Annotated in this window: 23 protein-coding genes; 13 read left to right on the top strand and 10 right to left on the bottom strand. The window is 71.5% G+C overall.

Annotated features, from left to right (window positions below; all coding sequences use genetic code 11):
• Nucleotides 1-8 precede the first annotated feature (8 nt).
• Together N6H00_RS18965 and leuE are read right to left on the bottom strand one after the other, a co-directional pair.
• The gene (locus N6H00_RS18965; RefSeq protein WP_268972960.1) at nt 9-1421 is read right to left on the bottom strand and encodes a glutamate decarboxylase; all 1413 of its coding nucleotides are present in this window, start codon (nt 1419-1421) and stop codon (nt 9-11) included.
• A gap of 54 nt (nt 1422-1475) precedes the next feature.
• Nucleotides 1476-2150, bottom strand: a complete 675-nt coding sequence (gene leuE, locus N6H00_RS18960; RefSeq protein WP_268972959.1) for a leucine efflux protein LeuE — start codon at nt 2148-2150, stop codon at nt 1476-1478.
• 307 nt (nt 2151-2457) lie between these two features.
• Here leuE and N6H00_RS18955 point away from each other — a divergent pair, with 307 nt between their 5' ends.
• Nucleotides 2458-3168, top strand: a complete 711-nt coding sequence (locus tag N6H00_RS18955; protein WP_268972958.1) for a DedA family protein — start codon at nt 2458-2460, stop codon at nt 3166-3168.
• Nucleotides 3169-3379: 211 nt separating this feature from the next.
• A complete protein-coding gene (locus tag N6H00_RS18950) occupies nt 3380-5053 on the top strand; it encodes a threonine/serine ThrE exporter family protein (RefSeq protein ID WP_268977040.1) in 1674 nt (557 codons plus the stop codon).
• A 156-nt stretch (nt 5054-5209) separates the two neighbouring features.
• On the opposite strand, the gene N6H00_RS18945 is transcribed toward N6H00_RS18950, so the two are convergent.
• Entirely contained in the window at nt 5210-5701 is a 492-nt protein-coding gene (locus tag N6H00_RS18945) for an inorganic diphosphatase (RefSeq protein WP_014061662.1), read from the bottom strand.
• 86 nt (nt 5702-5787) lie between these two features.
• On the opposite strand from N6H00_RS18945, the gene dacB reads away from it, so the two are divergent.
• The 6 genes from dacB to folE all read left to right on the top strand — a co-directional run bounded on the left by dacB (nt 5788) and on the right by folE (nt 13639).
• Nucleotides 5788-7383 carry a D-alanyl-D-alanine carboxypeptidase/D-alanyl-D-alanine endopeptidase gene (gene dacB / locus N6H00_RS18940; RefSeq protein ID WP_268972955.1) on the top strand — a complete coding sequence of 532 codons (1596 nt, stop codon included), beginning with the start codon at nt 5788-5790 and terminating at the stop codon, nt 7381-7383.
• 134 nt (nt 7384-7517) lie between these two features.
• Nucleotides 7518-8657, top strand: a complete 1140-nt coding sequence (locus N6H00_RS18935) for a zinc-dependent metalloprotease (protein ID WP_268972954.1) — start codon at nt 7518-7520, stop codon at nt 8655-8657.
• Nucleotides 8658-8850: 193 nt separating this feature from the next.
• Nucleotides 8851-10014, top strand: coding sequence for a tRNA lysidine(34) synthetase TilS (gene tilS, locus N6H00_RS18930; RefSeq protein WP_268972953.1), 1164 nt, complete (start codon nt 8851-8853; stop codon nt 10012-10014).
• Nucleotides 10015-10075: 61 nt separating this feature from the next.
• Nucleotides 10076-10615: a hypoxanthine phosphoribosyltransferase gene (hpt, locus tag N6H00_RS18925; protein WP_268977039.1), complete on the top strand. Its 540-nt coding sequence runs from the start codon at nt 10076-10078 to the stop codon at nt 10613-10615.
• Between the two features lie 255 nt (nt 10616-10870).
• The gene (gene ftsH / locus N6H00_RS18920) at nt 10871-12913 is read left to right on the top strand and encodes an ATP-dependent zinc metalloprotease FtsH (protein ID WP_268972952.1); all 2043 of its coding nucleotides are present in this window, start codon (nt 10871-10873) and stop codon (nt 12911-12913) included.
• A gap of 120 nt (nt 12914-13033) precedes the next feature.
• Nucleotides 13034-13639 (top strand): GTP cyclohydrolase I FolE, encoded by a 606-nt coding sequence (gene folE, locus N6H00_RS18915; protein ID WP_268972951.1) that lies wholly within the window; start codon nt 13034-13036, stop codon nt 13637-13639.
• A gap of 65 nt (nt 13640-13704) precedes the next feature.
• Here folE and N6H00_RS18910 read toward each other — a convergent pair whose 3' ends face one another.
• The 6 genes from N6H00_RS18910 to N6H00_RS18885 all read right to left on the bottom strand — a co-directional run bounded on the left by N6H00_RS18910 (nt 13705) and on the right by N6H00_RS18885 (nt 18733).
• Nucleotides 13705-14202, bottom strand: a complete 498-nt coding sequence (locus tag N6H00_RS18910) for a DUF3180 domain-containing protein (RefSeq protein ID WP_268972950.1) — start codon at nt 14200-14202, stop codon at nt 13705-13707.
• Nucleotides 14203-14281: 79 nt separating this feature from the next.
• Nucleotides 14282-14875, bottom strand: a complete 594-nt coding sequence (folK, locus tag N6H00_RS18905; protein WP_268972949.1) for a 2-amino-4-hydroxy-6-hydroxymethyldihydropteridine diphosphokinase — start codon at nt 14873-14875, stop codon at nt 14282-14284.
• A complete protein-coding gene (gene folB, locus N6H00_RS18900; RefSeq protein ID WP_268972948.1) occupies nt 14872-15231 on the bottom strand; it encodes a dihydroneopterin aldolase in 360 nt (119 codons plus the stop codon). Before folB ends, folK begins: the two co-directional genes overlap by 4 nt.
• Nucleotides 15232-15438: 207 nt before the next feature.
• Nucleotides 15439-15924 (bottom strand): nuclear transport factor 2 family protein, encoded by a 486-nt coding sequence (locus N6H00_RS18895; RefSeq protein WP_268972947.1) that lies wholly within the window; start codon nt 15922-15924, stop codon nt 15439-15441.
• A complete protein-coding gene (folP, locus tag N6H00_RS18890) occupies nt 15921-16799 on the bottom strand; it encodes a dihydropteroate synthase (protein ID WP_268972945.1) in 879 nt (292 codons plus the stop codon). Before folP ends, N6H00_RS18895 begins: the two co-directional genes overlap by 4 nt.
• Before the next feature lie 101 nt (nt 16800-16900).
• Complete coding sequence (locus N6H00_RS18885; protein ID WP_268972943.1) at nt 16901-18733, bottom strand: phosphatidylglycerol lysyltransferase domain-containing protein; 1833 nt, start codon at nt 18731-18733, stop codon at nt 16901-16903.
• 166 nt (nt 18734-18899) lie between these two features.
• Between N6H00_RS18885 and N6H00_RS18880 the strand changes: the two genes are divergently transcribed.
• Nucleotides 18900-20030 carry an alpha/beta hydrolase gene (locus N6H00_RS18880; protein ID WP_268972941.1) on the top strand — a complete coding sequence of 377 codons (1131 nt, stop codon included), beginning with the start codon at nt 18900-18902 and terminating at the stop codon, nt 20028-20030.
• A 324-nt stretch (nt 20031-20354) separates the two neighbouring features.
• Here the strand turns inward: N6H00_RS18880 and N6H00_RS18875 are convergent, their stop codons facing one another.
• Nucleotides 20355-21512: an ABC transporter ATP-binding protein gene (locus tag N6H00_RS18875; protein WP_268972939.1), complete on the bottom strand. Its 1158-nt coding sequence runs from the start codon at nt 21510-21512 to the stop codon at nt 20355-20357.
• A gap of 140 nt (nt 21513-21652) precedes the next feature.
• Here N6H00_RS18875 and N6H00_RS18870 point away from each other — a divergent pair, with 140 nt between their 5' ends.
• The 4 genes from N6H00_RS18870 to N6H00_RS18855 all read left to right on the top strand — a co-directional run bounded on the left by N6H00_RS18870 (nt 21653) and on the right by N6H00_RS18855 (nt 25437).
• The gene (locus N6H00_RS18870) at nt 21653-22336 is read left to right on the top strand and encodes an ABC transporter permease (RefSeq protein ID WP_268972938.1); all 684 of its coding nucleotides are present in this window, start codon (nt 21653-21655) and stop codon (nt 22334-22336) included.
• On the top strand, nt 22336-23073 hold the full coding sequence (locus tag N6H00_RS18865; RefSeq protein ID WP_268972937.1) for an ABC transporter permease: 738 nt from the start codon (nt 22336-22338) through the stop codon (nt 23071-23073). The genes N6H00_RS18870 and N6H00_RS18865 overlap by 1 nt, the downstream gene beginning before the upstream one ends.
• A gap of 88 nt (nt 23074-23161) precedes the next feature.
• Entirely contained in the window at nt 23162-24121 is a 960-nt protein-coding gene (locus N6H00_RS18860; RefSeq protein WP_268972935.1) for an ABC transporter substrate-binding protein, read from the top strand.
• 248 nt (nt 24122-24369) lie between these two features.
• The gene (locus N6H00_RS18855) at nt 24370-25437 is read left to right on the top strand and encodes a hypothetical protein (RefSeq protein WP_268972934.1); all 1068 of its coding nucleotides are present in this window, start codon (nt 24370-24372) and stop codon (nt 25435-25437) included.
• Nucleotides 25438-25449: the final 12 nt, after the last annotated feature.

The raw sequence follows: 25449 nt of genomic DNA, 5'->3' as shown, positions 1-25449 counted from the left end.
ACAGGGGCTCAGTGGTGGAACGCCGTGACGGCCTTCCCCGTCGGCGCGGCCTGGGCCCGCAACTCCGGCAGCAGGGACGCCAGGTCGTCCAGGAAGAGATCGGCGAGGTCCGCCGAGAAGCCGTTGCGGCACACCACCCGCAGCACGGACAGGTCCTCCCGGTTGGGCGGGAAGGAGTACGCGGGCACCAGCCAGCCGCGTTCGCGCAGCCGCCGGGAGACGTCGTAGACGTCGAAGGTGTCGATCTCCTCGGCCGTGGTGAAGGCGAACACCGGCAGCTGATCGCCGCGGCTCAGCAGGGTGAAGTCGCCGAGCGCCTCGATCCGCTCGGCCAGCGAGCGCGCCACGTCGCGGGTGTTCTGCTGGACGGCGCGGAAGCCCTCCCGGCCCAGCCGCACGAAGGTGTAGTACTGGGCGGCCACCTGGGCGCCGGGGCGGGAGAAGTTGAGCGCGAAGGTCGGCATGTCGCCGCCCAGGTAGTCGACGCGGAAGACCAGGTCCTCGGGCAGATCCTCCGCCGTGCGCCACAGCGCCCACCCCACCCCGGGGTAGACCAGGCCGTACTTGTGCCCCGAGGTGTTGATGGAGGCGACCCGCGGCAGCCGGAAGTCCCAGATCAGCTCCTGGTCGAGGAACGGGGCGACCATCGCGCCCGAGGCGCCGTCCACATGCACCGGGACGTTCAGTCCGGTGCGCTCCTGGAGGGCGTCCAGCGCCCGGCACACCTCGGCGACGGGCTCGTAGGAGCCGTCGAAGGTGGAGCCGAGGATCGCGACGACCCCGATGGTGTTCTCATCGCACAGATCGGCCGCGGCCTGGGGATCGAGATGGAACCGGTTGCCCTCCATGGGTACCTGTCGCGCCTCCACCTCCCAGAAGTCGCAGAACTTCTCCCAGCACACCTGGACATTGGTCCCCATGATCAGATTGGGCCGGGCGGTCGCCGGATAGCTCACCGGGTTCCGTTTGGCCCAGCGCCGCTTGAGCGCCATTCCGGCCAGCATGCACGCCTCGCTCGACCCCGTGGTGGAGCAGCCCATGACCGTGTCCGGGTCGGGGGCGTGCCACAGATGGGCGAGCATCGCCACGCACCGCCGCTCCAGCTCGGCGGTGCGCGGGTACTCATCCTTGTCGATCATGTTCTTGTCGAGGCAGTCGGACATCAGCCGGCCCGCCTGCGGCTCCATCCACGTCGTGACGAAGGTGGCGAGATTCTGGCGGGCGTTGCCGTCCAGCATCAGCTCGTCATGGACGAACTGATACGCGGTCGTGGGCGCCATCGGCCCGTCCGGGAAACGGTGGCGCGGGGGTTTGCCGCTCATCCCGCTGACCGGATTGGCCTCCCCGTAGAGCGGGTTGACGGAGAACTCGGGGCGCTCTTTCTTGTCGCGTCGGCCACGCGTGCCATGATGAAGTGCCATCTTCGTTAAATTACGGGCATATCGGGCACGCATCCCGATCCCGCGCCGTACCGGCTACCCCGCGCTGCTGAGCGACAGCTTCGCCGCGAAGCCGAGGAACGCCGCGCCCGCGGCCGCCGACAGCCCCGCCCGCAGCCGCTGACGCCGCCGGAAGGTGGCCGCGAGATACGTACCGCTGAAGATCAGCACCGACAGGTAGGTGATGCTGAACAACTGCGCCCAGACGCCCAGCGCCACGAAGGACAGCGCGGGATGGGCGTAGTGCGGATCCACGAACTGCACGAAGAAGGAGATGAAGAAGAGGATCGCCTTCGGGTTCAGCAGGCTGATGACCAGAGCCCGGCGGTACGGGCGCTCGCCCTCCGCGGACCCCATGGCCCCGGCCGCGCCCTCGGCGCCGCGGGCCGCCCCCGCGCCCTGCGCCCGGCGGCGCCACAGCGCCCGCGCCCCGCGCAGCATGCCCACCGCCAGCCAGGTCAGATAGCCCGCGCCCACGAACTTGACCACCGCGAAGAGCACCGGGCTGGCGTGCAGCAGCGAGGCCACCCCGCCCGCCGACAGCGCCATCAGGACCGTGTCCCCGCACAGCACCCCGGCCGCCGCCCGGTAGCCGGTACGGGGGCCGCGGCGGGCCGCGACCGATACCACGTACAGCGAGTTGGGGCCCGGCAGCAGGATGATCAGCGCCAGACCGGCCAGATAGGTCGAAAGATCGGTTATCCCCAGCACAACCGGCAGGATGACAGCGGCCCGCCGCGCCGGCCGGATGGTTTCGCCATCCGGACTCGCACCTCACGCGATGTGAGGCCGCACCGTGGAACCCGTACCGAACCGGCATCGACGAGCCCCGCCTCCGGGGCGCGGTCCGCGCCAAGGCGGAGCGGCACCACCAGCGGACCGGGCCGGTGGGAACCCAGGGCAGGCACATGGCGTTGATAGCTTTGGGCGGCACACTGCGATAAACACTCAGTCCGCCCCGAACCTGCGGCCGGGCCTCGCACGAGCCTGCACCCCTCGACCCAGGAGCCTCACACCCGTGAACACCCTCGCGCTCGGCCCTCAGTGGCTGGACCCGGACTATCTGATCGAAACCTTCGGTCTGCTCGGTGTCCTGGCCATCGTTTTCGCGGAGTCCGGCCTGCTCATCGGCTTCTTCCTGCCGGGCGACTCGCTGCTCTTCACCACCGGCCTGCTGGTGACCACCGATGTGATCAAGCAGGAGCTGTGGCTGGTGTGCGTGGCCGTGGCCGTGGCCGCGATCCTCGGTGACCAGGCCGGATATCTGTTCGGCCGGAAGGTGGGGCCGACGCTGTTCCGGCGCCCCGACTCCAAGCTCTTCAAACAGGAGAACGTGGAGAAGGCGCATGAGTTCTTCGAGAAGCACGGGCCGAAGTCGCTGATCCTGGCCCGCTTCGTGCCCATCGTGCGCACGTTCACGCCGATCATCGCGGGCGTGAGCCGGATGAACTACCGCTCGTTCATCATCTTCAACGTCATCGGCGGCGTGCTGTGGGGCACCGGCGTCACCCTGCTCGGCTCGGCGCTCGGGAAGATCGACTTCGTCCATCAGCACATCGAGATGATGCTGATCGCGATCGTGCTGCTGTCGGTCATCCCGATCGTGATCGAGTACCTCCGGGCCCGCGGCAAGGCCAAGAAGGAGGGCGCGGCGGGACCGGCCGAGCCGCAGGGCCCGACCCCGGGTGCCCCCTCCCAGGGGCCGCGCGGACGCCACGCGAAGCGCTGAGCGACACCCGTCGTCCTCCCTCGCTCCCCCGCCCTTTCCCCTGGCTTCACATCCGCTTCACACCGCCCCCACTCCCGCTCGGCGGTCGCCGCCCCGCACAATGGGCTCCGGTGGCCGCCGATGCTGCATCCTTGGCTGCTGAGAACCGTACGGGGAGGCTGGTGAGGAGCGAGAAGACGTGACCCCGGACCGTCAGCACGTGTCGCGTGGTATGAGCGCGCCGGACGTGGACACGGCAGAGAACCAGAAGCCGCAGTCCGACGAGGCCCACAGCGCCTTCACGCCGCCTCTGGGCATCCCCCGGCCGTCCCCGCCCGAGGACGAGCACCCGACATCGGAGTTCGCCGTCCCCGAGGGGCTGAGCGCGGAGGCCCCCAGTGAGCCCGAGGGCTCGGCCTTCGTACCCCCGGCCGGGGTGAAGGCGCCGTCGAGCAACCAGACCACCGGCGGCTTCCCCGCCATCACCCCGCCGAACGGCATCCCCGTCCTCCGGCTGACCAAGGACGCCCCCTGGCAGGACCGGATGCGCACGATGCTGCGCATGCCGATCAGCGAGCGCCCGACGCCCGAGCGGGTGGAGCGGCAGGACGAGACGGGGCCGGCCGTGCCGCGGGTGCTCGACCTCACCCTCCGTATCGCCGAGCTGCTGCTCGCGGGCGGCGAGGGGGCCGAGGACGTCGAGGCGGCGATGCTCGGCGTGGCGCACGCCTACGGGCTCGACCGCTGCGAGCCGACCGTCACCTTCACCCTGCTGTCGGTCAGCTACCAGCCCTCGCTGGTCGACGACCCGGTCACCGCCAGCCGGACCGTACGGCGCCGGGGCACCGACTACACCCGGCTGTCCGCGGTCTTCCGGCTGGTCGACGACATCACCTCACAGGACGACTTCACGCTGGAGGAGGCGTACCGGCGCCTGGCCGAGATACGCCGTAACCGCCACCCCTACCCCGGCTGGGCGCTCACCGTGGCGGGCGGCGGGCTGGCCGGCGCGGCGAGCATGCTGGTCGGCGGTGACTGGCCGGTCTTCTTCGCGGCGGCCATCGGCGCGATGCTCGGCGACCGGCTGGCGTGGCTGGCCTCGGGGCGCGGGCTTCCGGAGTTCTACCAGTTCGTGGCCGCGGCGATGCCGCCCGCCGCGATGGGGGTGGCGCTCAGCCTCGCGAACTCCGGGCTCCAGGCGTCCGCCGTGATCACCGGTGGGCTGTTCGCACTGATCCCGGGGCGGGCCCTGGTCGCGGGCGTCCAAGACGGGCTGACCGGCTATTACATCACCGCGGCGGCGCGCCTCCTCGAGGTCGGCTATCTGATCGTCGGCATCGTCTGCGGTGTCCTCACGGTGCTCTACGGGGGCGTCCAGCTCGATGCCAAGCTCAACCCGGAGGCGGCGCTGCGCCATGTGGAGCGGCCGTACATCCAGATCCTGGCCGCGATGCTGCTCGCGCTGACCTTCTGCATCCTGCTCCAGCAGGAACGGCACACCGTGCTGTTCGCCACGCTCAACGGCGGGGTCGCCTGGGTGGTCTACGGCGCGCTGGCCGACACCGCCGACGTGCCGCCCGTCGCCGCCACGACCGTGGCCGCCGGGCTGGTCGGCCTCTTCGGCCAGTTGCTCTCGCGCTATCGGTACGCCTCGGCGTTGCCGTACGTCACGGCGGCGATCGGGCCCCTGCTCCCCGGTAGCGCGACCTACTTCGGGCTGCTCGCCCTGGCCCAGGGAAACCTGGACCGCGGCATCCCCCACCTCACCCAGGCGGCGGCGCTGGCCCTGGCGATCGCCATAGGGGTGAACCTCGGTGGCGAGGCCGCGCGGCTCTTCCTGAAGACCCCGGGTGCGCCCATGGACCCGTCCGACCGGCGCGCCGCCAAACGCACCAGGGGCTTCTGACCCCAGGGGCTGCCCGCGCCGGGCCGGGCTGCTCGGCCCGGTGGGGCGCGGCGCCGCCGACCCGAAACCGCGGGCAGCCCGGACGCGCCATCAGCCCGAAAACGCGGGCGGGCGGGGCACCCGCTGGGTGCCCCGCCCGCCCGGCGTGGTCAGGACTCAGTGGCCGCCGGCGGCCTCGAGGCGCTTGATGGACGCCTCCACCTCGGCCTCGGCCTCGGCGCGGCCCACCCAGTTGGCCCCCTCGACCGACTTGCCCGGCTCGAGGTCCTTGTAGACCTCGAAGAAGTGCTGGATCTCCAGGCGGTCGAACTCCGAAACGTGATGAATATCACGCAGGTGCTCCACCCGCGGGTCCGAGGCCGGTACGCAAAGCAGCTTGTCATCGCCACCCGCCTCGTCCGTCATCCTGAACATGCCGATGGCACGGCACTTGATCAGGCAGCCGGGGAACGTCGGCTCGTCGAGAATGACCAGTGCGTCCAGCGGGTCGCCGTCCTCGCCGAGGGTGTTCTCGACGAAGCCGTAGTCCGCGGGGTAGCTGGTCGACGTGAAGAGTCGCCGGTCAAGACGGATGCGACCCGTCTCGTGGTCCACCTCGTACTTGTTCCGCGAACCCTTCGGGATCTCGATGGTGACGTCGAACTCCACGGGTGGCTCCTCCATGATCAACACATACGTCTGGTGATTAAGTGTCCCCCACGCAGCTGTGTGGTGGCGAAAGGGGCTGGTCGGTCGTGCCTGAAGCCAGATCGTGGCAGGTCAGGGAGTGGCTGAGCCACCGGCTCAGCCGAGGGTTGCACGAGTTGGACCGCGCGCGGGGGCGTGGGCTGCGCGCGCTGGATCGCGCGCGCGACCGTATCCGGCGCCAGTGGCGGCGCACGCCGCCGGAGCAGCGGCGGACCTGGCAGCTGGTGGCGGTCTCCGCCGGGACCGGCCTGGCGGTCGCCGTGGTGGCGGTGCTCGTGGCCGGGCCGTGGGACGCCGGTCAGCGTACGGCCGAACGCGCCCGCGCCACCGAGGACGGGGTTCCGGGCGGCGGGCGCGACGACGGTCCGGCGCGGCCCGCGCCCAGCGCCGCGCCGGTCCTGGCCGCGCTCGGCGGGCCGGCCGCGCCCCGGTCGCCGGACAGCGGCGAGGACGCCGTACCGCCCCCCACCGGGGCGGGGCTCGCCGACACGCTCGAACCGCTGCTGGAGGACTCCGCGCTGGGCGATGAGCGCTCGGTGTCGGTGGTGGACGTGACCACCGGTCAGCAGGTGTTCGGCAGCAAGGCGGGGACGGCCATGGTCCCCGCCTCGACGATCAAGCTCGCGACCGGCGCCGCGGCCCTCTCCGCCCTCGGCCCGGACCACCGCATCAGGACCAGCGTCGTGGCGGGCGCGGGCGAGAACGACATCGTGCTGGTCGGCGGCGGTGACCCCACGCTCACCGCCCGCGAGGTCACAGGGGACGACCACCCGGCCGCGCTCGTCCAATTGGCCGACGCCACCGCCCGCGCCCTCAAGAAGCGCGGCGCCGGACCCTACCGGCTCGGTTACGACACCTCGCTCTACTCCGGGTCGAAGCTCCACCCGATCGGCCCCAACGAGAACATCTCGCCCGTCGTCCCCCTGATGGCCGACGAAGGCCGTAAGGACGACAGCGACCACGGCCCGGCCCCGCGCGCCACGGACCCGGCCGCCGACGCGGCCGGTACGTTCGCGTCGATGCTGCGCGACCGGGGTGTCGAGGTGACGGGCGAGCCCCGGTCGGGGAAGGCCGCCAAGGGCGCCCGGACGCTGGCCTCCGTCCGCTCCCAGCCGCTGTCCTCGCTCGTCGAGCGAATGCTGACCACCAGCGACAACGACATCGCCGAGGCCCTCTCCCGGCAGACCGCCCTCGCGGCGGGCGAGCCCGCGAGCTTCGCGGGCGGGGCCAAGGCCGTGACCGAGCGGCTGCGGAAGCTCGGGCTGCCGCTGGACGGTGCGCGGATCGCGGACGGCAGCGGGCTCGACCGTGCCGACCATGTGTCCGCCGGGCTGCTCGCCCAGGTGCTGGTGCGCGCCGCCGCCCAGGACCACCCGGAGCTGCGGTCGCTGCTCACCGGGCTGCCGGTGGCCGGTTTCACCGGCACCTTGCGCACCCGCTACGCCGACGGGGTGGGCCGGGGCGTGGTCCGCGCCAAGACCGGCACGCTCACCGGGGTCAACAGCCTCGCGGGTTCGGTCGTGGACGCGGACGGCCGGCTGCTGGTCTTCGCGTATCTGACGAACGGCACCACCGACCCGAACGGCGCCCAGCACGCCCTGGACCGGATGGCCTCGGCCCTCGCCAACTGCGGCTGCCGCTGACCTGCCGCTGACCTGCCGCTGAACCGGAGCGGCGGACCGGGCGGCGGACGGGGCGGCGGACCGGAGGCGGGGCGGCCGCCTGCGCGGGCCCTGGTGTCCTCCCGGATGGGGCGCGGGCCACGTACCGTGAAGCCATGACGAGCATCGGTGGTGTGGAGATGGTCGACTGGAACCTCGCGGTCGCGACCGCGACCCGGCTGGTGCGCCCGGGGCCCGAGGTCAGCCGCGAGGAGGCACGCGCCGTCGTCGCGGAGCTGCGCCGGCACGCCAAGTCCTCGGAGGAGCACGTCCGCGGATTCACCCGGATGGCCGTCTCGGGCGGTCCGGCTTCCGACACCCCCGTCCTCGTGGTGGACCGCACGGGCTGGATCAAGGCCAATGTGGCGGGCTTCCGGCAGCTCCTCAAACCGCTGCTGGGCAAGATGCAGGACCGGCGCGGCGGACTGCCCGGCGGGGCCGTGCTGGGCACGGTCGGCGGCAAGGTGACCGGGGTGGAGCTGGGGATGCTGCTGTCGTTCCTCGCCTCCCGGGTGCTCGGCCAGTACGAGACCTTCGCGCCTGCGACCCGTGAGCTGCCCGCCGGCTCCCCGGGCGGCGGCCGGCTGCTGCTGGTGGCGCCCAACATCGTCCATGTGGAGCGGGAGCTCGACGTGGCCCCGCACGACTTCCGGCTGTGGGTCTCGCTGCACGAGGAGACCCACCGCACCCAGTTCACCGCCGTGCCCTGGCTGCGCGACCACATCGAGTCCGAGATCCAGGCGTTCCTCGGCGAGACCGATGTGGACCCGGCCACCCTGCTGGAGCGGATCCGCGAGGCCGTCCAGTCGCTGAGCGGCGGCCGTTCCGGCGAGGAGGGGGACGCGGCGGAGGGCGGCGCGCCCACCATCATCGAGCTCGTCCAGACCCCGGCCCAGCGCGAGATCCTGGCCCGGCTGACCGCGGTGATGTCGCTGCTGGAGGGGCACGCCGACTACGTCATGGACGGGGTGGGGCCGGAGGTCGTGCCGTCCGTGGCGGAGATCCGGGAGAAGTTCCAGAAGCGCCGGGCGAGCGGCGCGGGCCGGCTGGACCAGGCGCTGCGCAAGCTGCTGGGGCTCGACGCCAAGCTGCGGCAGTACCGTGACGGTGAGCGGTTCGTACGGGCCGTGGTGAACCAGGTCGGCATGGACGGTTTCAACCGGGTCTGGACCTCGCCCAACACCCTTCCGACCAAGGCGGAGATCAGCAAACCCGCCGAGTGGGTCGCGCGGGTGCACCGCACGGCGGAGTCGTAGAACAAGCACACCCCCCGGCACACCCGGAAACGGACGAATGCTCCCCTCAATCACTCGTCCGAGGGACCGTTGGCGACGGGTAGGCGTGCGATGCTCGGGGAACAGCTCGCTTCTGTCACCATCGACATACGCAGCGTGACGAAAGCCCTCGCCCCCGAGGCACCCCCTCGAACTGACAGATGGGAAAACGGACATGGGTCCCCATCCAGCGGTCGCCGCGATACGCCTCGCGGTCCGCCGCGTCCTCCACGACGTCCTCGTCGCCCAGTCGGCCTCATCCTCACCCACCTCGCCCTCTTCGCCCTCCCCGGTTTCCTCGCCCGCCGAGCCCGCCGAGCCCGCCGCGCCCGCACCGGTCCGTCCGGCCGCCGCCACCCCCCGAGGCTCCGCATCCCGCGGCTCCGCCCCGCGCGACGACGCGCCGCTCGTGCTCGCCGCCTGCTCGGGCGGCGCCGACTCCATGGCGCTCGCCTCCGCCCTCGCCTTCGAGGCCCCCCGGCTCGGCCTGCGCGCCGGCGGGATCACCGTCGACCACGGCCTCCAGCAGGGGTCCGACGCCCGCGCCGCCGAGGTCGCCGACCGGATGCGGGCCCTGGGCCTGGCGCCGGTCGAGGCCGTCGCCGTGTCCGTCGGCCGGGACGGCGGCCCCGAGGCCGCCGCCCGGGACGCCCGCTACGCCGCGCTGGACGCCGCCGCCGACCGCCACGGCGCCGCCGCCGTGCTGCTCGGCCACACCCGGGACGACCAGGCCGAGACGGTTCTGCTGGGCCTCGCCCGCGGCTCCGGCACCCGCTCGCTGTCCGGTATGGCCTGGGTCTCCGGGGCCGGCGGCCGCTACCGCCGCCCCTTCCTCCAGCTGGACCGGCACACCGTCCGCCAGGCGTGCCTGGCCCAGTCGCTGCCCGTCTGGGAGGACCCGCACAACGCGGACCCGGCCTACACCCGCTCCCGGGTCCGCCACGAGGCCCTGCCCATCCTGGAGAAGGCGCTGGGCAAGGGCGTGGTCGAGGCGCTGGCCCGTACCGCCCAGCTCTCCCGTGACGACGCCGACGCCCTCGACGCCTGGGCCGCCCGCGCCGAGGCCGATGTGATGACCACCGCACCGGCGGCGGCCGGTGGCGCGCAGGCCGTGCATCTCGACACCGTCGGCCTGCACGGACTGCCCGCCGCCGTCCGCCGCCGGGTGCTGCGCCGCGCCGCCATCGCCGCGGGCGCGCCCGCCGGATCGCTCTTCGCCCGGCACATCGAAGAGGTGGACCGGCTGATCACCGGCTGGCGGGGCCAGCGGGCCATCAACCTCCCCGGCCGCGTCGAGGTCCGCCGTGAGGGTGGCAGACTGGTCATCCGGCAGGGCTGATCCGCCCGAGCCAGATGAGCCGGTACGTCGAACGAGAGTGGCGCGGGTGGACGACAAGGACATGGGCACCGACCTCAAGTCGGTCCTCATCACCGAGGAAGAGATCAACGCGAAGCTGGCCGAGCTGGCCGCCGCCATCGACGAGGAGTACGCGGGCAAGGATCTGCTGATCATCGGCGTGCTCAAGGGCGCGGTCATGGTGATGGCGGACCTGGCGCGGGCCCTGTCCACGCCCGTCACCATGGACTGGATGGCCGTGTCGTCCTACGGCGCGGGCACCCAGTCCTCCGGTGTGGTGCGTATCCTGAAGGACTTGGACACCGACATCAAGGGCAAACACGTCCTGATCGTCGAGGACATCATCGACTCCGGACTGACGCTGTCGTGGCTGCTGTCGAACCTGGGCTCGCGTGAGCCGGCCTCGCTGAACGTCTGCACCCTGCTGCGCAAGCCGGAGGCGGCCAAGGTCGCCATCGATGTGAAGTGGGTCGGCTTCGACATTCCCAATGAGTTCGTCGTCGGCTATGGCCTGGACTACGCCGAGAAGTACCGGAACCTTCGGTTCGTCGGCACCCTGGCCCCTCACGTCTACGGCGGCTGACGGCGCCGCGGCCCCCTGGGAACCTGGCGGGGTTTTCCGCCGTTGGAGCAGGGGAAGGCGGTTTTGTTAACAGTCCACGGCGGCGTCGGGTGACAATGCTGGGGTACCGTCCGAAGGTCAGTCTTTTTCGAGACTGAGGGTTACACAGCTCATACACCGCAAATACACCGCAAATACACCGCACGCACAGGCGCCCCTCCAGGGCTGCCGTGCCTCACTGTGGCAGGAGGGACGGGGCGGCTTCGCCCCGTATGGATGGACGTGAAGCGCTACTTCCGTGGGCCGGTCATGTGGATCGTGCTGGCCGTCCTCGCCGTGGTCGTGTTGATGCAGGTCGTCGGCTCGTCCGGCGGCTACAAGTCGGTGGACACCAGTCAGGTCGTCAAGGCGATCAACCAGAACCAGGTCCAGTCCGCCGAACTGACGACCGGCGACGAGCACAAGGTAAAGATCAAGCTCAAGGACAACGTCGCCAAGATCTCGGGCAGCAATAAGCTCCAGGCCACCTACATCGGTGACCAGGGCGTCGATCTCGCCAAGACGCTGCAGGCCAATGCCCAGAAGCCGAACGGGATCCCCGACGGGTACAACGTCTCGACGTCGAAGCAGAACCCGTTCGTCGGGATCCTGCTCTCGCTGCTCCCGTTCGTGCTGATCGTCGTCGTCTTCCTGTTCCTGATGAACCAGATGCAGGGCGGCGGCTCCCGGGTGATGAACTTCGGCAAGTCGAAGGCCAAGCTGATCACCAAGGACACCCCCAAGACGACCTTCACCGATGTGGCGGGGGCCGACGAGGCGGTGGAGGAGCTCCAGGAGATCAAGGAGTTCCTCCAGGAGCCGGCGAAGTTCCAGGCCGTGGGCGCCAAGATCCCCAAGGGTGTGCTGCTCTACGGCCCGCCCGGTACGGGTAAGACGCTGCTCGCGCGCGCCGTCGCGGGCGAGGCGGGTGTCCCGTTCTACTCGATCTCCGGCTCCGACTTCGTCGAGATGTTCGTCGGTGTGGGTGCCTCCCGTGTCCGCGACCTGTTCGAGCAGGCCAAGGCCAACGCCCCGGCCATCGTCTTCGTCGACGAGATCGACGCCGTCGGCCGGCACCGTGGCGCGGGCATGGGCGGCGGCCATGACGAGCGTGAGCAGACGCTGAACCAGCTGCTCGTCGAGATGGACGGCTTCGATGTGAAGGGCGGGGTCATCCTGATCGCCGCCACCAACCGGCCCGACATCCTCGACCCCGCGCTGCTGCGTCCGGGCCGCTTCGACCGGCAGATCGCCGTCGACCGCCCGGACATGCAGGGCCGGCTGGAGATCCTCAAGGTCCACCAGAAGGGCAAGCCGGTCGCCCCGGACGTCGACCTGTCGGCCGTCGCCCGCCGCACCCCCGGCTTCACCGGTGCCGATCTGTCGAACGTGCTGAACGAGGCCGCTCTGCTGACGGCCCGCAGCGACAAGAAGCTGATCGACAACCACTTCCTGGACGAGGCGATCGACCGTGTCGTGGCCGGTCCGCAGAAGCGGACCCGGATCATGAGCGACAAGGAGAAGAAGATCACCGCGTACCACGAGGGCGGTCACGCCCTGGTCGCGGCGGCGTCTCCGAACAGCGACCCGGTGCACAAGGTCACGATCCTCTCCCGTGGCCGGGCCCTGGGCTACACCATGGTCCTGCCCGACGAGGACAAGTACTCGACCACGCGCAACGAGATGCTCGACCAGCTCGCCTACATGATGGGCGGCCGGGCGGCCGAGGAGCTCGTCTTCCACGACCCGACCACGGGCGCGTCCAACGACATCGAGAAGGCGACCGCCACGGCCCGCGCGATGGTCACGCAGTACGGCATGACCGAGCGGCTCGGCGCGATCAAGTTCGGCTCCGACAACTCCGAGCCGTTCCTGGGCCGTGAGATGGCTCACCAGCGCGACTACTCCGAAGAGGTCGCCGCGCTGGTGGACGAGGAGGTCAAGAAGCTCATCGAGGCCGCGCACAACGAGGCGTGGGAGATCCTCGTCGAGAACCGGGACGTCCTGGACAACCTGGTGCTGGCGCTGCTGGAGAAGGAGACGCTGAACAAGGAGGAGATCGCCGAGATCTTCGCCCCGGTCGTCAAGCGCCCGGCCCGCCCGGCGTGGACCGGCTCCTCGCGGCGTACGCCCTCGACCCGCCCGCCGGTGCTCTCCCCCAAGGAGCTGGCCCCGGCCAACGGCGCCCAGCCCACCTCGGCGGCTTCGCTGACCAAGAGCACCGCCCCGGAGGACGGCGCCGAGCGCCCCGAGGGGTCGGGCTCCGGTTCGGAGAGCTGATCCCGGCACCGGGCCCGTCCCCGGTGACCCCGGAATGAACGCCGCGTCCACCAGGTTCTAGCCTGGTGGACGCGGCATTTCGCGTTTGTACGTGTTGTGTGTGAGGAACGAGGCAGCTCCATGACCGACCCGGTGACGCTGGACGGCGAGAGTTCCATCGGCGTGTTCGACGAGAAGCGCGCCGAGAACGCGATCCGCGAGTTGCTGATCGCCGTCGGCGAGGACCCGGACCGGGAGGGGCTGCGCGAGACGCCGGGACGGGTCGCCCGCGCCTACAAGGAGATCTTCGCGGGGCTGCGCCAGGAGCCCGAGGACGTTCTGACCACCACCTTCGACCTGGGCCACGATGAGATGGTGCTGGTCAAGGACATCGAGGTGATGTCCTCCTGCGAGCACCACCTGGTGCCCTTCGTGGGCGTCGCCCATGTGGGCTACATCCCGTCCAACGACGGCAAGATCACCGGGCTGTCCAAGCTGGCCCGGCTGGTGGACGTCTTCGCCCGCCGCCCCCAGGTCCAGGAGCGGCTGACCACGCAGATCGCCGACTCCCTGATGCGGATACTGGAGCCGCGCGGGGTGATCGTGGTGGTCGAGTGCGAGCACATGTGCATGACCATGCGCGGGGTGCGCAAGCCCGGCGCCAAGACGCTCACCTCGGCCGTCCGCGGCCAGCTGCGTGACCCGGCCACCCGGGCCGAGGCGATGAGCCTCATCATGGCCCGCTGAGGACCCCGCCTCGGACGCGACCCGCGACCCCCCGAGCCACGGACGCGACCCCCCGAGGGCTTCGCTCAGGGGCGGGCCGCCGCGGCAGGGCCGTTGCCGTCGCGGTCGTCGTCCTCCGGGAGCTTGCAGACCCGCTCCAGGAAGAACGCGGCCGCCACCACCCCTACGGCCGCCAGGACCGAGGCCCCGGCGTAGAGCGCCTGATCCCGGCGGGCGGGCACATCGAGCTGCTCCATGGCCAGGAAGACCCCCGCACCGCCGTACATCCCCGCGACCAGCGCCGCCACCAGCGCACTGGCCTGCCCGAAGACCACCGCACGGGCGGCCACCATCGGGTCCACACCCTTGGCGCCGGGCTGACGCTCCCGCTGGGCGCGCAGCCGGGACCGCAGCGACAGCGCGGTGGCGGCCAGCACGACCGCGATCAGTGCCAGCACGATCGGCGCGGCCACCGGCACGCTCGGCAGTGACCCGTACGTGTCCCACAGCCGGGATCCCGCCCACGACACCACGCCGGCCACGGCGAACAGCCCGACCAGCACCCCGATCCGAAGTTGCCTCACCGACCGGTCGCCCCTCAATTCAGTACGTGCCAACGTCCCCGGAACCCCTCCGGAGCCCGGAACCTCTCCGGAGCAACGTCTACTCGGGCAGTCGCAGTTCCAGATCGGTGCGGACCCGGACCCCGTCCTGGCCCAGCGCCGCCAGCAGCGCCGCGACCGCCCCGCGCCCGGGGACCTCGGCCTGCGGGTCCACGTCGTTCCACGGCACCAGGACGAAGGCGCGCTCATGGGCGCGCGGATGCGGCAGGGTGAGCTGGGGGTCGTCGGACACCACGTCCTGGTACGCCACGATGTCCACGTCGATGGTGCGCGGGCCCCAGCGCTCGTCCCGCACCCGCTCGAACGCCTCCTCGATCGCGTGGCCGCGCTCCAGCAGCGAGGACGGCGGCAGCGTGGTCTTGATCAGCACCACCGCGTTGAAGTACGTGGCCTGGGTGCCCGGCTCCACACCCCACGGGTCCGTCTCGTACACCGGCGACACGGCCTTGACCCGCAGCCCCGGGGTGTCCTCCAGCGCGTCGATGGCGCCCTGGAGGGTCTCCAGGCGGTTGCCCAGGTTGCTGCCGAGCGAGATCACCGCTCGTTTGGGGTTGCTCAACGTCACATCGGCGGCGTCCACCTGTTCCACGACGGAGGTGGGAACGGGCTGCACGGTCGGGTCGCTGCTGCTCATACTCGGCTCCGGGTGATGGTGATGGTCACGTCGTCGAAGGGCACGGTGATCGGGGCCTGCGGCTTGTGCACCACGACCTCGACCTCCCGCACCACGTCGTGCTCGAGGCACCGGTCGGCGATCCGCTCGGCCAGCGTCTCGATCAGATCGACCGGCTCACCCCGTACCACGTCCACGACCTCCTCCGCCACCACGCCGTAGTGCACGGTCTTGCCGAGGTCGTCAGCGGCCGCGGCGGGCCGAGTGTCCAGGCCGAGCACGAGGTCCACCACGAAGTCCTGGCCCTCCTCGCGCTCATGGGGTAGCACACCGTGGTGCCCGCGAGCCTTCAGGCCGCGCAGTGCGACACGATCCACCTGAATCACTCCTGCTGGTCGTCGGTACGCGGGCACGTCCCGGCCCTTTCCGGAACGCACCACCCGTCCCCTGCCGTATGCGGGGGTACCTGCCTCGAATCTACCTGCGGGCCCCGTCCGCATTCGCCCATGGGGTGGGCGGCGCCCCTCCGACGCTCCGCGTCCCAGCCTTCTACCCCCACCGCGCGGGGCTCGAACGGGGTGCGGTCAGCCCGGCATCAACCCGCCGCCGGCGGGTCCTTCGGGGCCGCCCGGCTCCTCGTCGTCGCTCTCCGCGAGCACCGGGGAGCCGTGGTGCGCCCAGACCTTCCAGCCGTCCTCCGTACGGCGGAACACGTTCGTGGCGACGACCAGCTGGCCCACCAGCGGGCCCAGCTGTCCCTCCTCCTCCGCGGGGGCGCCGCTGAGGATGTTCTCGGTGCAGGTCACCAGGGCGGTGTCGGACATCACCGACACCTCGACATCGGTCAGGAAGAACTGGATGTAGTCCGTATTGGCCATAATCAGCGCATAGGAGCGGAGCACCTCGCCGCGGCCGCGCAGCACCGGCCAGCCCGGGTGGACACAGGACACCTCGGTGTCGGGTGAGTCCAGCCACAGCCGTTGCAGCGTGGCGTGGTCGCCCTGCTCCATGGCCTCGTACAGCGCGGTGTTCACCAGCGCCACACGCTCGTTGTCGGTAAGGGAAGTCACAGCGCTCCCGCCGTGTTCTCGGCCGCTTCGATGGCCCGCGCCACGCGCACCGCGTCCGCGCTGGCCCGTACCTCGTGCACCCGGACGGCCCAGGCGCCCTCGCGCGCCGCGAGCGCGGAGACCGCCGCGGTGGCGGCGTCCCGCTCCCGGGCGGGCGGCGGGGTGCCTCCGTCGCCCGCCAGGACGCGCCCCAGGAACCGCTTGCGGGAGGCCGCCACCAGCAGCGGCCGGCCCAGCTCCCGCAGCGCGGACAGATGCGCCACCAGCGCCAGGTCCTGCCCGGCGTCCTTGGCGAAGCCCAGGCCCGGGTCGACCACGATCCGCTCCGGGTCGATACCGCCCGCGACCGCCTGCTCCAGGCTGGTGCGCAGCTCGGCGACGACCTCGCCGACCACGTCCGCGTAGACCGCCCGGTCGTTCATGTCGACCGACTGGCCGCGCCAGTGCATCACCACGAACGGCACCCCCGCCGCGGCCACCATGGGCACCATCGCGGGGTCGGCGGCGCCGCCGCTGACGTCGTTGACCAGCCGGGCACCGGCCGCCACGGCCTGCTCGGCCACCGCGGCCCGCATGGTGTCCACGCTGATCACGACCCCGGCCGCGGCCAGCTCCCGGACGACGGGGATCACCCGGCGCAGCTCCTCGGCCTCGTCGACGCGCGCCGCGCCGGGGCGGGTCGACTCACCGCCGACGTCCACCAGGTCGGCCCCGGCGGCGACCAGATCGAGACCGTGCTTGACGGCCAGTTCGGTGTCGAACCACTGGCCGCCGTCGGAGAAGGAGTCGGGTGTGACGTTCACCACGCCCATCACCGCGCACCGGTCCCACTCCGGCAGTCCGGCCACCCGGCCCCGCCCATGCAACGTGCTCATGTCCCCAGACTAGGCGTAGCGGCGGCCCGGCCGGGCGGTGGCGAGGTGCGGCAGGCCGCGCCTGCCGCAGCTGCCGCGTCTGCCGACCGTCGGCTGGCTGGTCAGGCCGCCTGGCGCAGCTCCCGGCCCTCGGTCAGGTGCCGATGGGCGCACGGCCGGCGCTCGGGGCGCGGTCCGCGGCGCAGCAGCCGGGGCAGGGCCAGCGAGACGAACCCCTCGGCCTGCATCGCGGCCAGGCCGATCCGGGGCAGGTCGCGGGTGTTGCGGAAGACCACGAAGCGCGGCTCCCAGCGCGGCTGGAACTTGGCGTTGAACTTGTACAGCGACTCGATCTGGAACCAGCGGGAGAGGAACACCAGCAGCGCCCGCCAGCCCCGCAGCACCGGGCCGGCGCCCAGCTTCTCGCCGCGCGCCAGCGCCGAGCGGAACATCGCGAAGTTCAGTGACACCCGCCGCACGCCCAGCTCGGGGGCGGCCCGCAGCGCGGCCACGATCAGCAGCTCGTTCATGCCCGGGTCGGCGCTCCGGTCGCGCCGCATCAGGTCCAGCGACATCCCGTCCGGACCCCACGGCACGAAGTGCAGGACGGCCTTCAAGTCCCCGTACGGGCCCTCCTCGGCGCCCTCGGCGGCGGTCTTGTGGGCGGTGGCGATGACCGCGTCCCCGTCCGCCGGGTCGCCGATCCGGCCCAGCGCCATGGAGAAGCCGCGCTCGGTGTCGGTACCCCGCCAGTCGGCGGCGGCGCGCCGGATGGTCTCCAGCTCCTCGGGGCTCAGGTCGGCGGCGCGCCGCACCCGGGTCCGGTAGCCGGCCCGCTCGATCCGCTTGACCATCTGGCGCACGTTGCGCATGGCACGGCCGGACAGGGTGAAGTCCGCCACATCGACGATGGCCTCGTCGCCGAGTTCCAGCGCGTCCAGGCCGGTCTCCCGGGTCCACACCTCGCCGCCGGTCTCGCTGCACCCCATCACCGCCGGGGTCCAGGAGTGGGCCCGCGCCTCGTCCATGAAGCGGGCGATGGCGCCGGGCCACGCCTCCACGTCGCCGACCGGGTCGCCGCTGGCGAGCATCACCCCGGAGACCACGCGGTAGCAGACCGCGGCCTTGCCGCTGGGGGAGAAGACCACGCCCTTGTCGCGGCGGAGCGCGAAGTGGCCGAGCGAGTCGCGGCCCCCGTGGGCGGCGAGCAGGTCCCGCAGCCGCTCCTCGTCCCGCGGGGTGAGCCGGGCGGCGGGGTGTTCGGGACGGAAGGCGAGATAGGCGGTGGTGGCGACGGTCAGCAGGCCGAGCGCGCCGAGCGAGTAGCCGACGGTGTAGTCCGCGCCGTGGCGGTAGTCGACCGGCCCCTCGAAGCCGAACAGACCCCACAGGACGTGTTCCAGCTGATCGCCGAGCGAGGGACGGCCTTCGATGGAGTGCGGGTGCGAGCGCACGATGAGCAGCCCGACGCCGACACTGACCGCGCCCAGACCCACGAAATTGGCCAGCGCCATCCAGCGGCTGCGCGGATCGGGCAGCGCCGCGAACTCGGCGCGGTAGCGGATCAGCACCGCCATCAGGACCAGGGAGAGGGCCATGCCGATGATCGAGTGCCGGTAGAGCAGCTGTGCGGCCGCGCCGACGGGCAGCAGCCCCACGGCCGCGACCCAGGCCCGCCGCTTACGCCGCTTGAGGCCGTGGGCCAGCATCAGCAGCAGCAGGCCGACCACGATCGACGCGGCGGCCGCCAGGGAGCTCACGGCGCCCGGCAGCAGCTCGGCGAGGGCGTGCACCCTGCTGTGCCGCAGCCGGGGGAAGACGATGTCCATCAGCCCGATCAGCGTGCAGGCGGTGCCGACGGCCGTCGGCACCGCCTCCGGCCTAGGACCGCGCAGCAGGCGCCGAAACCGGGTGGGAACCTCTCCGGACGTTTCGGCATCTTGACTGTCAGGCATGTCCATTCCCGTCGCATCGGTCAAGGGGATCTTTGGTTCTGTTGCGCGGCATCCGCACGATTTGCGTCCAGTAAGACGGCGTTCGAGGGAGCGGGGTTGCTTCCCCGGCCACCGCTGGGAGGCGCCCCCGGTGGCCCGGAGCCGACCGCCCGGCAGAAAGATAGTGATGGGTCTCACGAGCAACAACATCGTGATCGCGGCGGCCGTCGCGGCGTTGCTGCTGTTCGCGGTCACGATATGGCTGTGGCCCCGGCTGGCCGGGCGCGGGGTGGCCCCCGTGCTCGGCCGGGCCGGTCTGCTGCTGGGCACGCAGCTGACCGTGTTCGTGGCGGTCGGGCTGTTCGCCAACCAGTCCTTCGGTTTCTACGGCTCCTGGTCGGACCTGTTCGGTACGCAGGACGAGCCGGGTGTCGTGGTGGACCACGACACGCCGGGCACCCGGGTGCGGGTCACCGACACCCGCCACCTGGCCGTGGCGGGCGACTCGTCGCCCGAGGTCGCCGGGCGGATCGAGAAGGTGGACATCCAGGGGCCGGTCTCGCGGATCGTGAGCCCCGCCTACGTCTATCTGCCGCCGGAGTACTTCCGGCCCGAGTACGCCCGGCGGACCTTCCCCGCCGCGCTGGTGCTGACCGGCTATCCGGGCACCACCGAATCCCTCATCAATGGCCTGAAATATCCCCAGAAGGCGCACAAGCTGGTCGCTTCGGGGAAAATGCAGCCCCTCGTGCTGGTGATGATGCGGCCGACGGTCGCACCGCCGCGCGACACCGAATGCGTGGACGTCCCCAGGGGCCCGCAGACCGAGACGTTCTTCACAGAGGACCTGCCCAAGGCCGTGGCCCAGCACTACCGGGTGGGCAAGCGGGCCCGTAACTGGGGCGTCATCGGGAATTCCACCGGCGGCTACTGCGCCCTGAAGATGGCGATGCGCCACCCCGACGCGTTCTCCGCGGCCGCCGGACTCTCCCCGTCGTACCGGGCGCCGATCGACGCGACCACCGGCGATCTGTTCGGCGGCAGCGAGCGGCTGGAGCGGGAGAACGACCTGATGTGGCGGCTGGACCACAAGCCGGCGCCGCCGGTGTCGCTACTGGTCTCCAGCAGCGCGCACGGCGAGCAGAACTACCAGGACACCGTGCGCTTCGTGAACAAGGTGAAGCGGCTGAACCGGCGCGGGGAGCCCACCCGCATCTCGTCGATCATCCTGGACACCGGCGGTCACAACTTCAACACCTGGAAGCGGGAACTGCCCGCCGCGCTGGAGTGGCTCGCCGGCCGCCTCGGCGACCGCTGAGGCGGCCGTTTTCCCGCCCCACACCCGCCCTCCGCGCGGCTCCGCCGCATGGCGCCCTGCCGCACGCTGGTGCTGCCCAGCGGCTCCGCCGTATGGCGCCTTGCCGGGCGGTGGTGCTGCCCAGCGGCTCCGCCGCGTGGCAGGGCGCTGCCCGTGCGAGGCGCGCGGGCCTGTGCGTTGTGTGCGGGCCTGGTCCCGGAGTGGGGTGTGCGGGCTCGCGCGGGGGCGGGTGCGGGTCTTCGGCACGGGTTGCGCGGGGCCCCTCGCCGCGGGCGCGCGGCGCGGGCCGGGGGCGCGTGCCGTGGTCGACGGGGGCGGAGCCCCCTACGCGTCGGCGACGGTCTGGAGCTGGACGTCACCGCGGGCGACGCCGCCCGCGTCGGCGTCGATCGAGCGGCGCAGGGCCTCGTGCAGGCGGGCCGGGGTGAGGACGCCGAGGAAGCGGTCCTCGTCGAGGACCGCGATCCAGCCCGCGTCGTGCTGGAGCATCGTGCTGAACGCCTGCTTGAGCGGCGCCCCGACCGGCAGCCACGCCTCCATCCGGCGCGCGTGGTCCCGTACGGTCCCCTTCTCGCCGTCGGCCGCGTCCGCCGGGATCCAGCCGTGCAGCCGCTCCGCGTCGTCCAGGACGACGGCCCAGCGCGCCCCGTCCGAGGCCAGCCGGGCGGCCGCCTTGGGGAGCGGGTCGTCGAGGTGGACGACGGGCGGCTGTTCCAGGTCGCCGGGTTCGATGGGGGTGACCGACAGCCGCTTCAGCCCGCGGTCGGCGCCGACGAAGTCGGCCACATACGGGGTGGCGGGCGCGCCCAGCACCGTGGCGGGGGTGTCGAACTGCTCGATCCGCCCCGACCCGTAGACCGCGATCCGGTCCCCGAGCCGGACCGCCTCCTCGATGTCATGGGTCACGAAGAGCACCGTTTTGCGCACCTGCGACTGAAGGCGCAGGAATTCGTTCTGCAGATGTTCCCGGACGACCGGGTCGACCGCGCCGAACGGCTCGTCCATCAGCAGCACCGGCGGATCCGCGGCCAGCGCGCGGGCCACGCCGACGCGTTGCCGCTGTCCGCCCGAGAGCTGGTCGGGGTAGCGGTCGCCGTAGACGGACGGGTCGAGGCCGACCAGGTCGAGCAGCTCGGCGGCGCGCTCCCGCCCCTTCTTCCGCTGCCAGCCCAGCAGATGCGGCACGGTGGAGGTGTTCTCCAGCACGGTCTTGTGCGGGAAGAGCCCGACCTGCTGGATGACGTAGCCGATCCGGCGGCGCAGGGCGACCGGATCCGCCTCGGCGATGTCCTCGCCGTCCACCAGGATCCGCCCCGACGTCGGCTCGATGAGCCGGTTCACCATCTTCATCGTCGTGGTCTTGCCGCAGCCCGAGGGGCCGACGAGCGTGATCAGCTCACCCTCCGCCACCTCGAAGGAGAGGCCGTCCACGGCCGTTGTGCCATCGGCGTAGCGCTTGGTGACATGCTCGAAACGGATCATGGCTCCCCATTGTTGCCGCATTCGTGGCAGACATTGTTGCTGTTGTGTGGCGATCGGACGAGATTGTCATCTCCCGGGGTTAGGGTCACCAGGAATTGGTGAAGGGCAACCGGTCCGCGACCGACGGGGGAGGTGAGCGTATGGCCGACGGAAACTGTCTGATCAGTAACGAGTGGATATGCGGTGAGTATGTACGCACACGTGGTCAGGAGCTGACGGACGCGACGCTCGAACATGTGTGGATCACACTCGCCTCGGTCGCGATCGGTCTGGTGGTCGCCTTTCCGCTGGCGCTGCTGGCCCGCCGCTGGCGGGCCGTGGCCGGACCGGTGCTGGGGCTGACCACGATCCTCTACACGGTGCCGTCGCTGGCGATGTTCTCGCTGCTGCTGCCCGTGTTCGGGATCTCGGCCGCGGTGGTGATCACCGGCCTGGTGCTCTATTCGCTGACGATCCTGGTGCGCAACATCATGGCCGGTCTCGCCTCGGTGCCCGAGGAGGCGCGGGAGGCGGCCCGGGGCATGGGATACGGCCCGCTGCGGCTGCTCTTCGGCGTGGAACTGCCCCTCGCGCTGCCCGCGCTGATGGCCGGTCTGCGGATCACGACCGTCTCCACGGTCTCGCTCACCACGGTGGGCGCGATCATCGGCTACGGCGGCCTCGGCAACCTCATCTACGAGGGCATGCGCAGCTTCTTCAAGGCCGAGGTGCTCACCGCCTCGGTGCTGTGCGTGGCGCTGGCGGTCGTGGCGGATCTGCTGCTGCTCGCCCTCCAGCGGCTGCTGACGCCGTGGACGCGCAAGAGTCGGAAGGGCACCGCCTGATGGACGTCGTCGCCAAGGCGTGGACCTGGCTGGCCACCGGTTCGCACTGGACCGGGCCCGACGGGGTGTGGCACCGGCTCGGCCAGCATCTGTTCCTGACCTTCGTCTGCCTGGCGATCGCCTGCGCGGTGGCGCTGCCGATCGCCGTGGCGCTCGGCCACATCGGCAAGGGCGGCGCGCTCGCGGTCAACATCTCCAACGCGGGGCGCGCCGTGCCCACCTTCGCCGTGCTGGTGCTGCTGCTGCTCAGCCCGCTGGGGTCGCACGGTCAGTGGCCCACGATCATCGCGCTGGTGCTGTTCGCCATCCCGCCGCTGCTCACCAACGCCTATGTCGGGGTGCGCGAGGCGGACCGGGAGGTCGTGGAGGCGGCCCGCGGCATGGGGATGACCGGCGGCCAGCTGATCCGTCGGGTCGAGCTGCCGCTGGCGTTCCCGCTCGTCATGACGGGGGTGCGGACCGCCGCGGTGCAGGTCGTGGCCACCGCGACGCTGGCCGCGCTGCCCGGCGGCGGCGGGCTCGGCCGGATCATCACGGCGGGCTTCCGGCTCACCGACACCCCGCAGGTGGTGGCCGGGGCGGTGCTGGTCGCCGCCCTCGCGCTGGCGGTCGAGGGCGTCTTCGTGGTGCTGGGCCTGGTGCTGGACCCGATGCGGCGCAGGACGGGGCGGCGGCCGGCCGCCGCCCAGCGCCCGCCCGCCGACCAGGCGCCCACGTCACCCGCGCTGACGACGTAGCACACGGCGCGGGGGCCCCGTGACCGGATGCCGAGCGCGGACGGCGCGGATGGCGCGCACAACGCTGACAACAATGGATGGGGAACCCATGAGCAAGATCTATCGGGCGGCGGCCGCCGTGGCGGGAGCCGCCGTGCTGACGGCCGGTCTGACCGCCTGTGGCGGCGACAGCCTGGAGAAGTCGGGCGGCGGCGACAGCTCCGGTGAACCGGGCAAGGGCTCGCTGGTGATCGGGTCCGCCTCCTTCTCCGAGTCGAAGATCCTCGCGGAGCTGTACGCGGGGCTTCTGAAGGACGCCGGCTATTCCACTTCGATCAAGACGGTGGACGCCCGCGAGCTGTATGAACCGGCCCTGGAGAAGGGCCAGATGGATGTCGTACCGGAGTACGCGGCGACGCTGGCCGAATTCCTCAACCAGAAGAAGAACGGGTCGAATGCCGCCCCGGTGGCCTCCTCGGACATCGACGAGACGGTCACGGCGCTGAAGAAGCTCGCCGGACCGCGCGGACTGAAGGTGCTGGACCCGGGTAAGGCCGTGGATCAGAACGCCTTCGCGGTCAGCCGTGACTTCGCCCGGAAGCACGACCTCAAGACGCTCTCCGACCTCGGGAAGTCGAAGCAGAAGGTCACCCTGGCGGCGGGTGACGAATGCCCGAAGCGGCCCTTCTGCCAGCCGGGTCTGGAGAAGACGTACGGCATCGACGTCGCCGGGATCGACCCGCTGGACATCGGCAGCGTCCAGGCCAAGCAGGCGGTCAAGGACGGTAAGGACCAGATGGTCCTGACCACGACCACGGACAGCACGCTTGATCAGTTCGGACTGGTGCTGCTCGACGACGACAAAAATCTCCAGAATGCCGACAACGTACTTCCCGTGGTGAATGCGAAGTCCGCTGGTTCGCAGAAGATCGCGGACACGCTGAACAAGCTGAACACCGTGTTGACGACCACGGATCTGGCCGAACTCAACAAGAAGGTCGACGCCGAGCGGCTCAAGCCGGCCGAGGTCGCCGATGACTACCTGCGGGACAAGGGACTGGTGAAGTAGGATCAAAACCCCGCTCGGGAGGGTTCGGTAAGTGATCATCGCCGCGCCACCACCGTATTTGCCAACGGATTGACAACGGATCTGGCCCGGCGGGCACCCAAGCGACCCCTTTGCACGGTAAGTTTCGGGCCATGCCACGTGGACGCCACCGCCAATCCCCACCGCTGCACAGGCTCCTTCTCCCGGTTTCGGTCGCAGCCGCGTCAATAACCTGTGCCGCCGGTGCCTGGCTGGTCGGCGACACGGCCGTGATCCGCGGATGCGCCGCGACCGCGGCCGCCGCCGCGGTCGTCGGTGCCGTTCTGATGCGCCGTTGGGACCGCTCGGCCGGCCGCCGGGTCGCGGAGGCCGCGAGTGAGGCCGCGCGCCAGGAGATGAAGTACGAGGAGCGGATCGCGGAGCTCGAGGCGGACGCCGAGAAGGCGGTCGAGCTCCGCGTCGCGCTCAACACCCGGCTGCGGGCCAAACGCGCCGAGCTCGCCCGGCTGCGCAATGAGCACGCCGAGCTGCTGCGCCGCTACGCCACGGCCGAGACCGAGCGGGCCAGCGCCCTGGAGGGCCGCCGCCGGCTCGCGCTGGAGGCCGCGACCACCCCGGCGAGGGAACTGGAGGCGGCGCCCGGGGCCACCGGGACCGATGAGCCGGCCTCTGGGGTTGGTGAGTCCCCCTCCGGGGCCGGTGACTCCGCCTCCGGGACCGCCGCGCTGTCGGCCGCCGCGTACGCCAAGGCCGACGAGGCGCTGAACCGGCTCAAGGAGAGCGCGCGACGGCAGAAGGAGCGGCGGGAGCAGGCCGCCGCGGCGGACGCCCGGACGACCGACGCCCGGCCCGCGGCCCCGGAGGGAGACGCGGAGCAGGGCGACCGGAAGACCCGGCCCGCGAACCGCGACGAGACCCGGCCCGCGAACCGGGACGAGAACCGGCCCGGGAACCGGTCCGAGAACCGGGACGAGGACCGAGGGGACGGTGCCGCCCCGCTGGGGAAGTCCCCGGCGGCCGGCGGGCAGGACGACGACGGCCCCCGCGAGCCGCGTACCCACGCCCGTACGGCCGCCTCGGCGGTGGTGCCGTATGCCGCGGCGCGCCGGGCCGCCTCCCGTTCGGAGGGCGGCTTCGACTACTTCGGCACCCAGAAGAAGCACCCGAAGAAGCAGAAGCGGGCGCCCGCACCGGCCGAGGAGGACCTCGCCGACGTGATCGGCGACGAGACCCTCGCGGAGACCAGGAAGGGTGCGGTCGGCGAGGTCATCGACCTGACCGCGCACGACGACACCGAGCACATCGACCTCGGGGAGCTGCGCAGCGCGATCTCGTAAGGGGATCGCCCG

Origin of the sequence: Streptomyces sp. S465 (assembly GCF_026898115.1) — a bacterium.
Classification (GTDB): domain Bacteria; phylum Actinomycetota; class Actinomycetes; order Streptomycetales; family Streptomycetaceae; genus Streptomyces; species Streptomyces luomodiensis.
The sequence above is the reverse complement of the archived record's forward strand: the minus strand, read 5'-3'. Positions and strand labels throughout refer to the sequence as shown.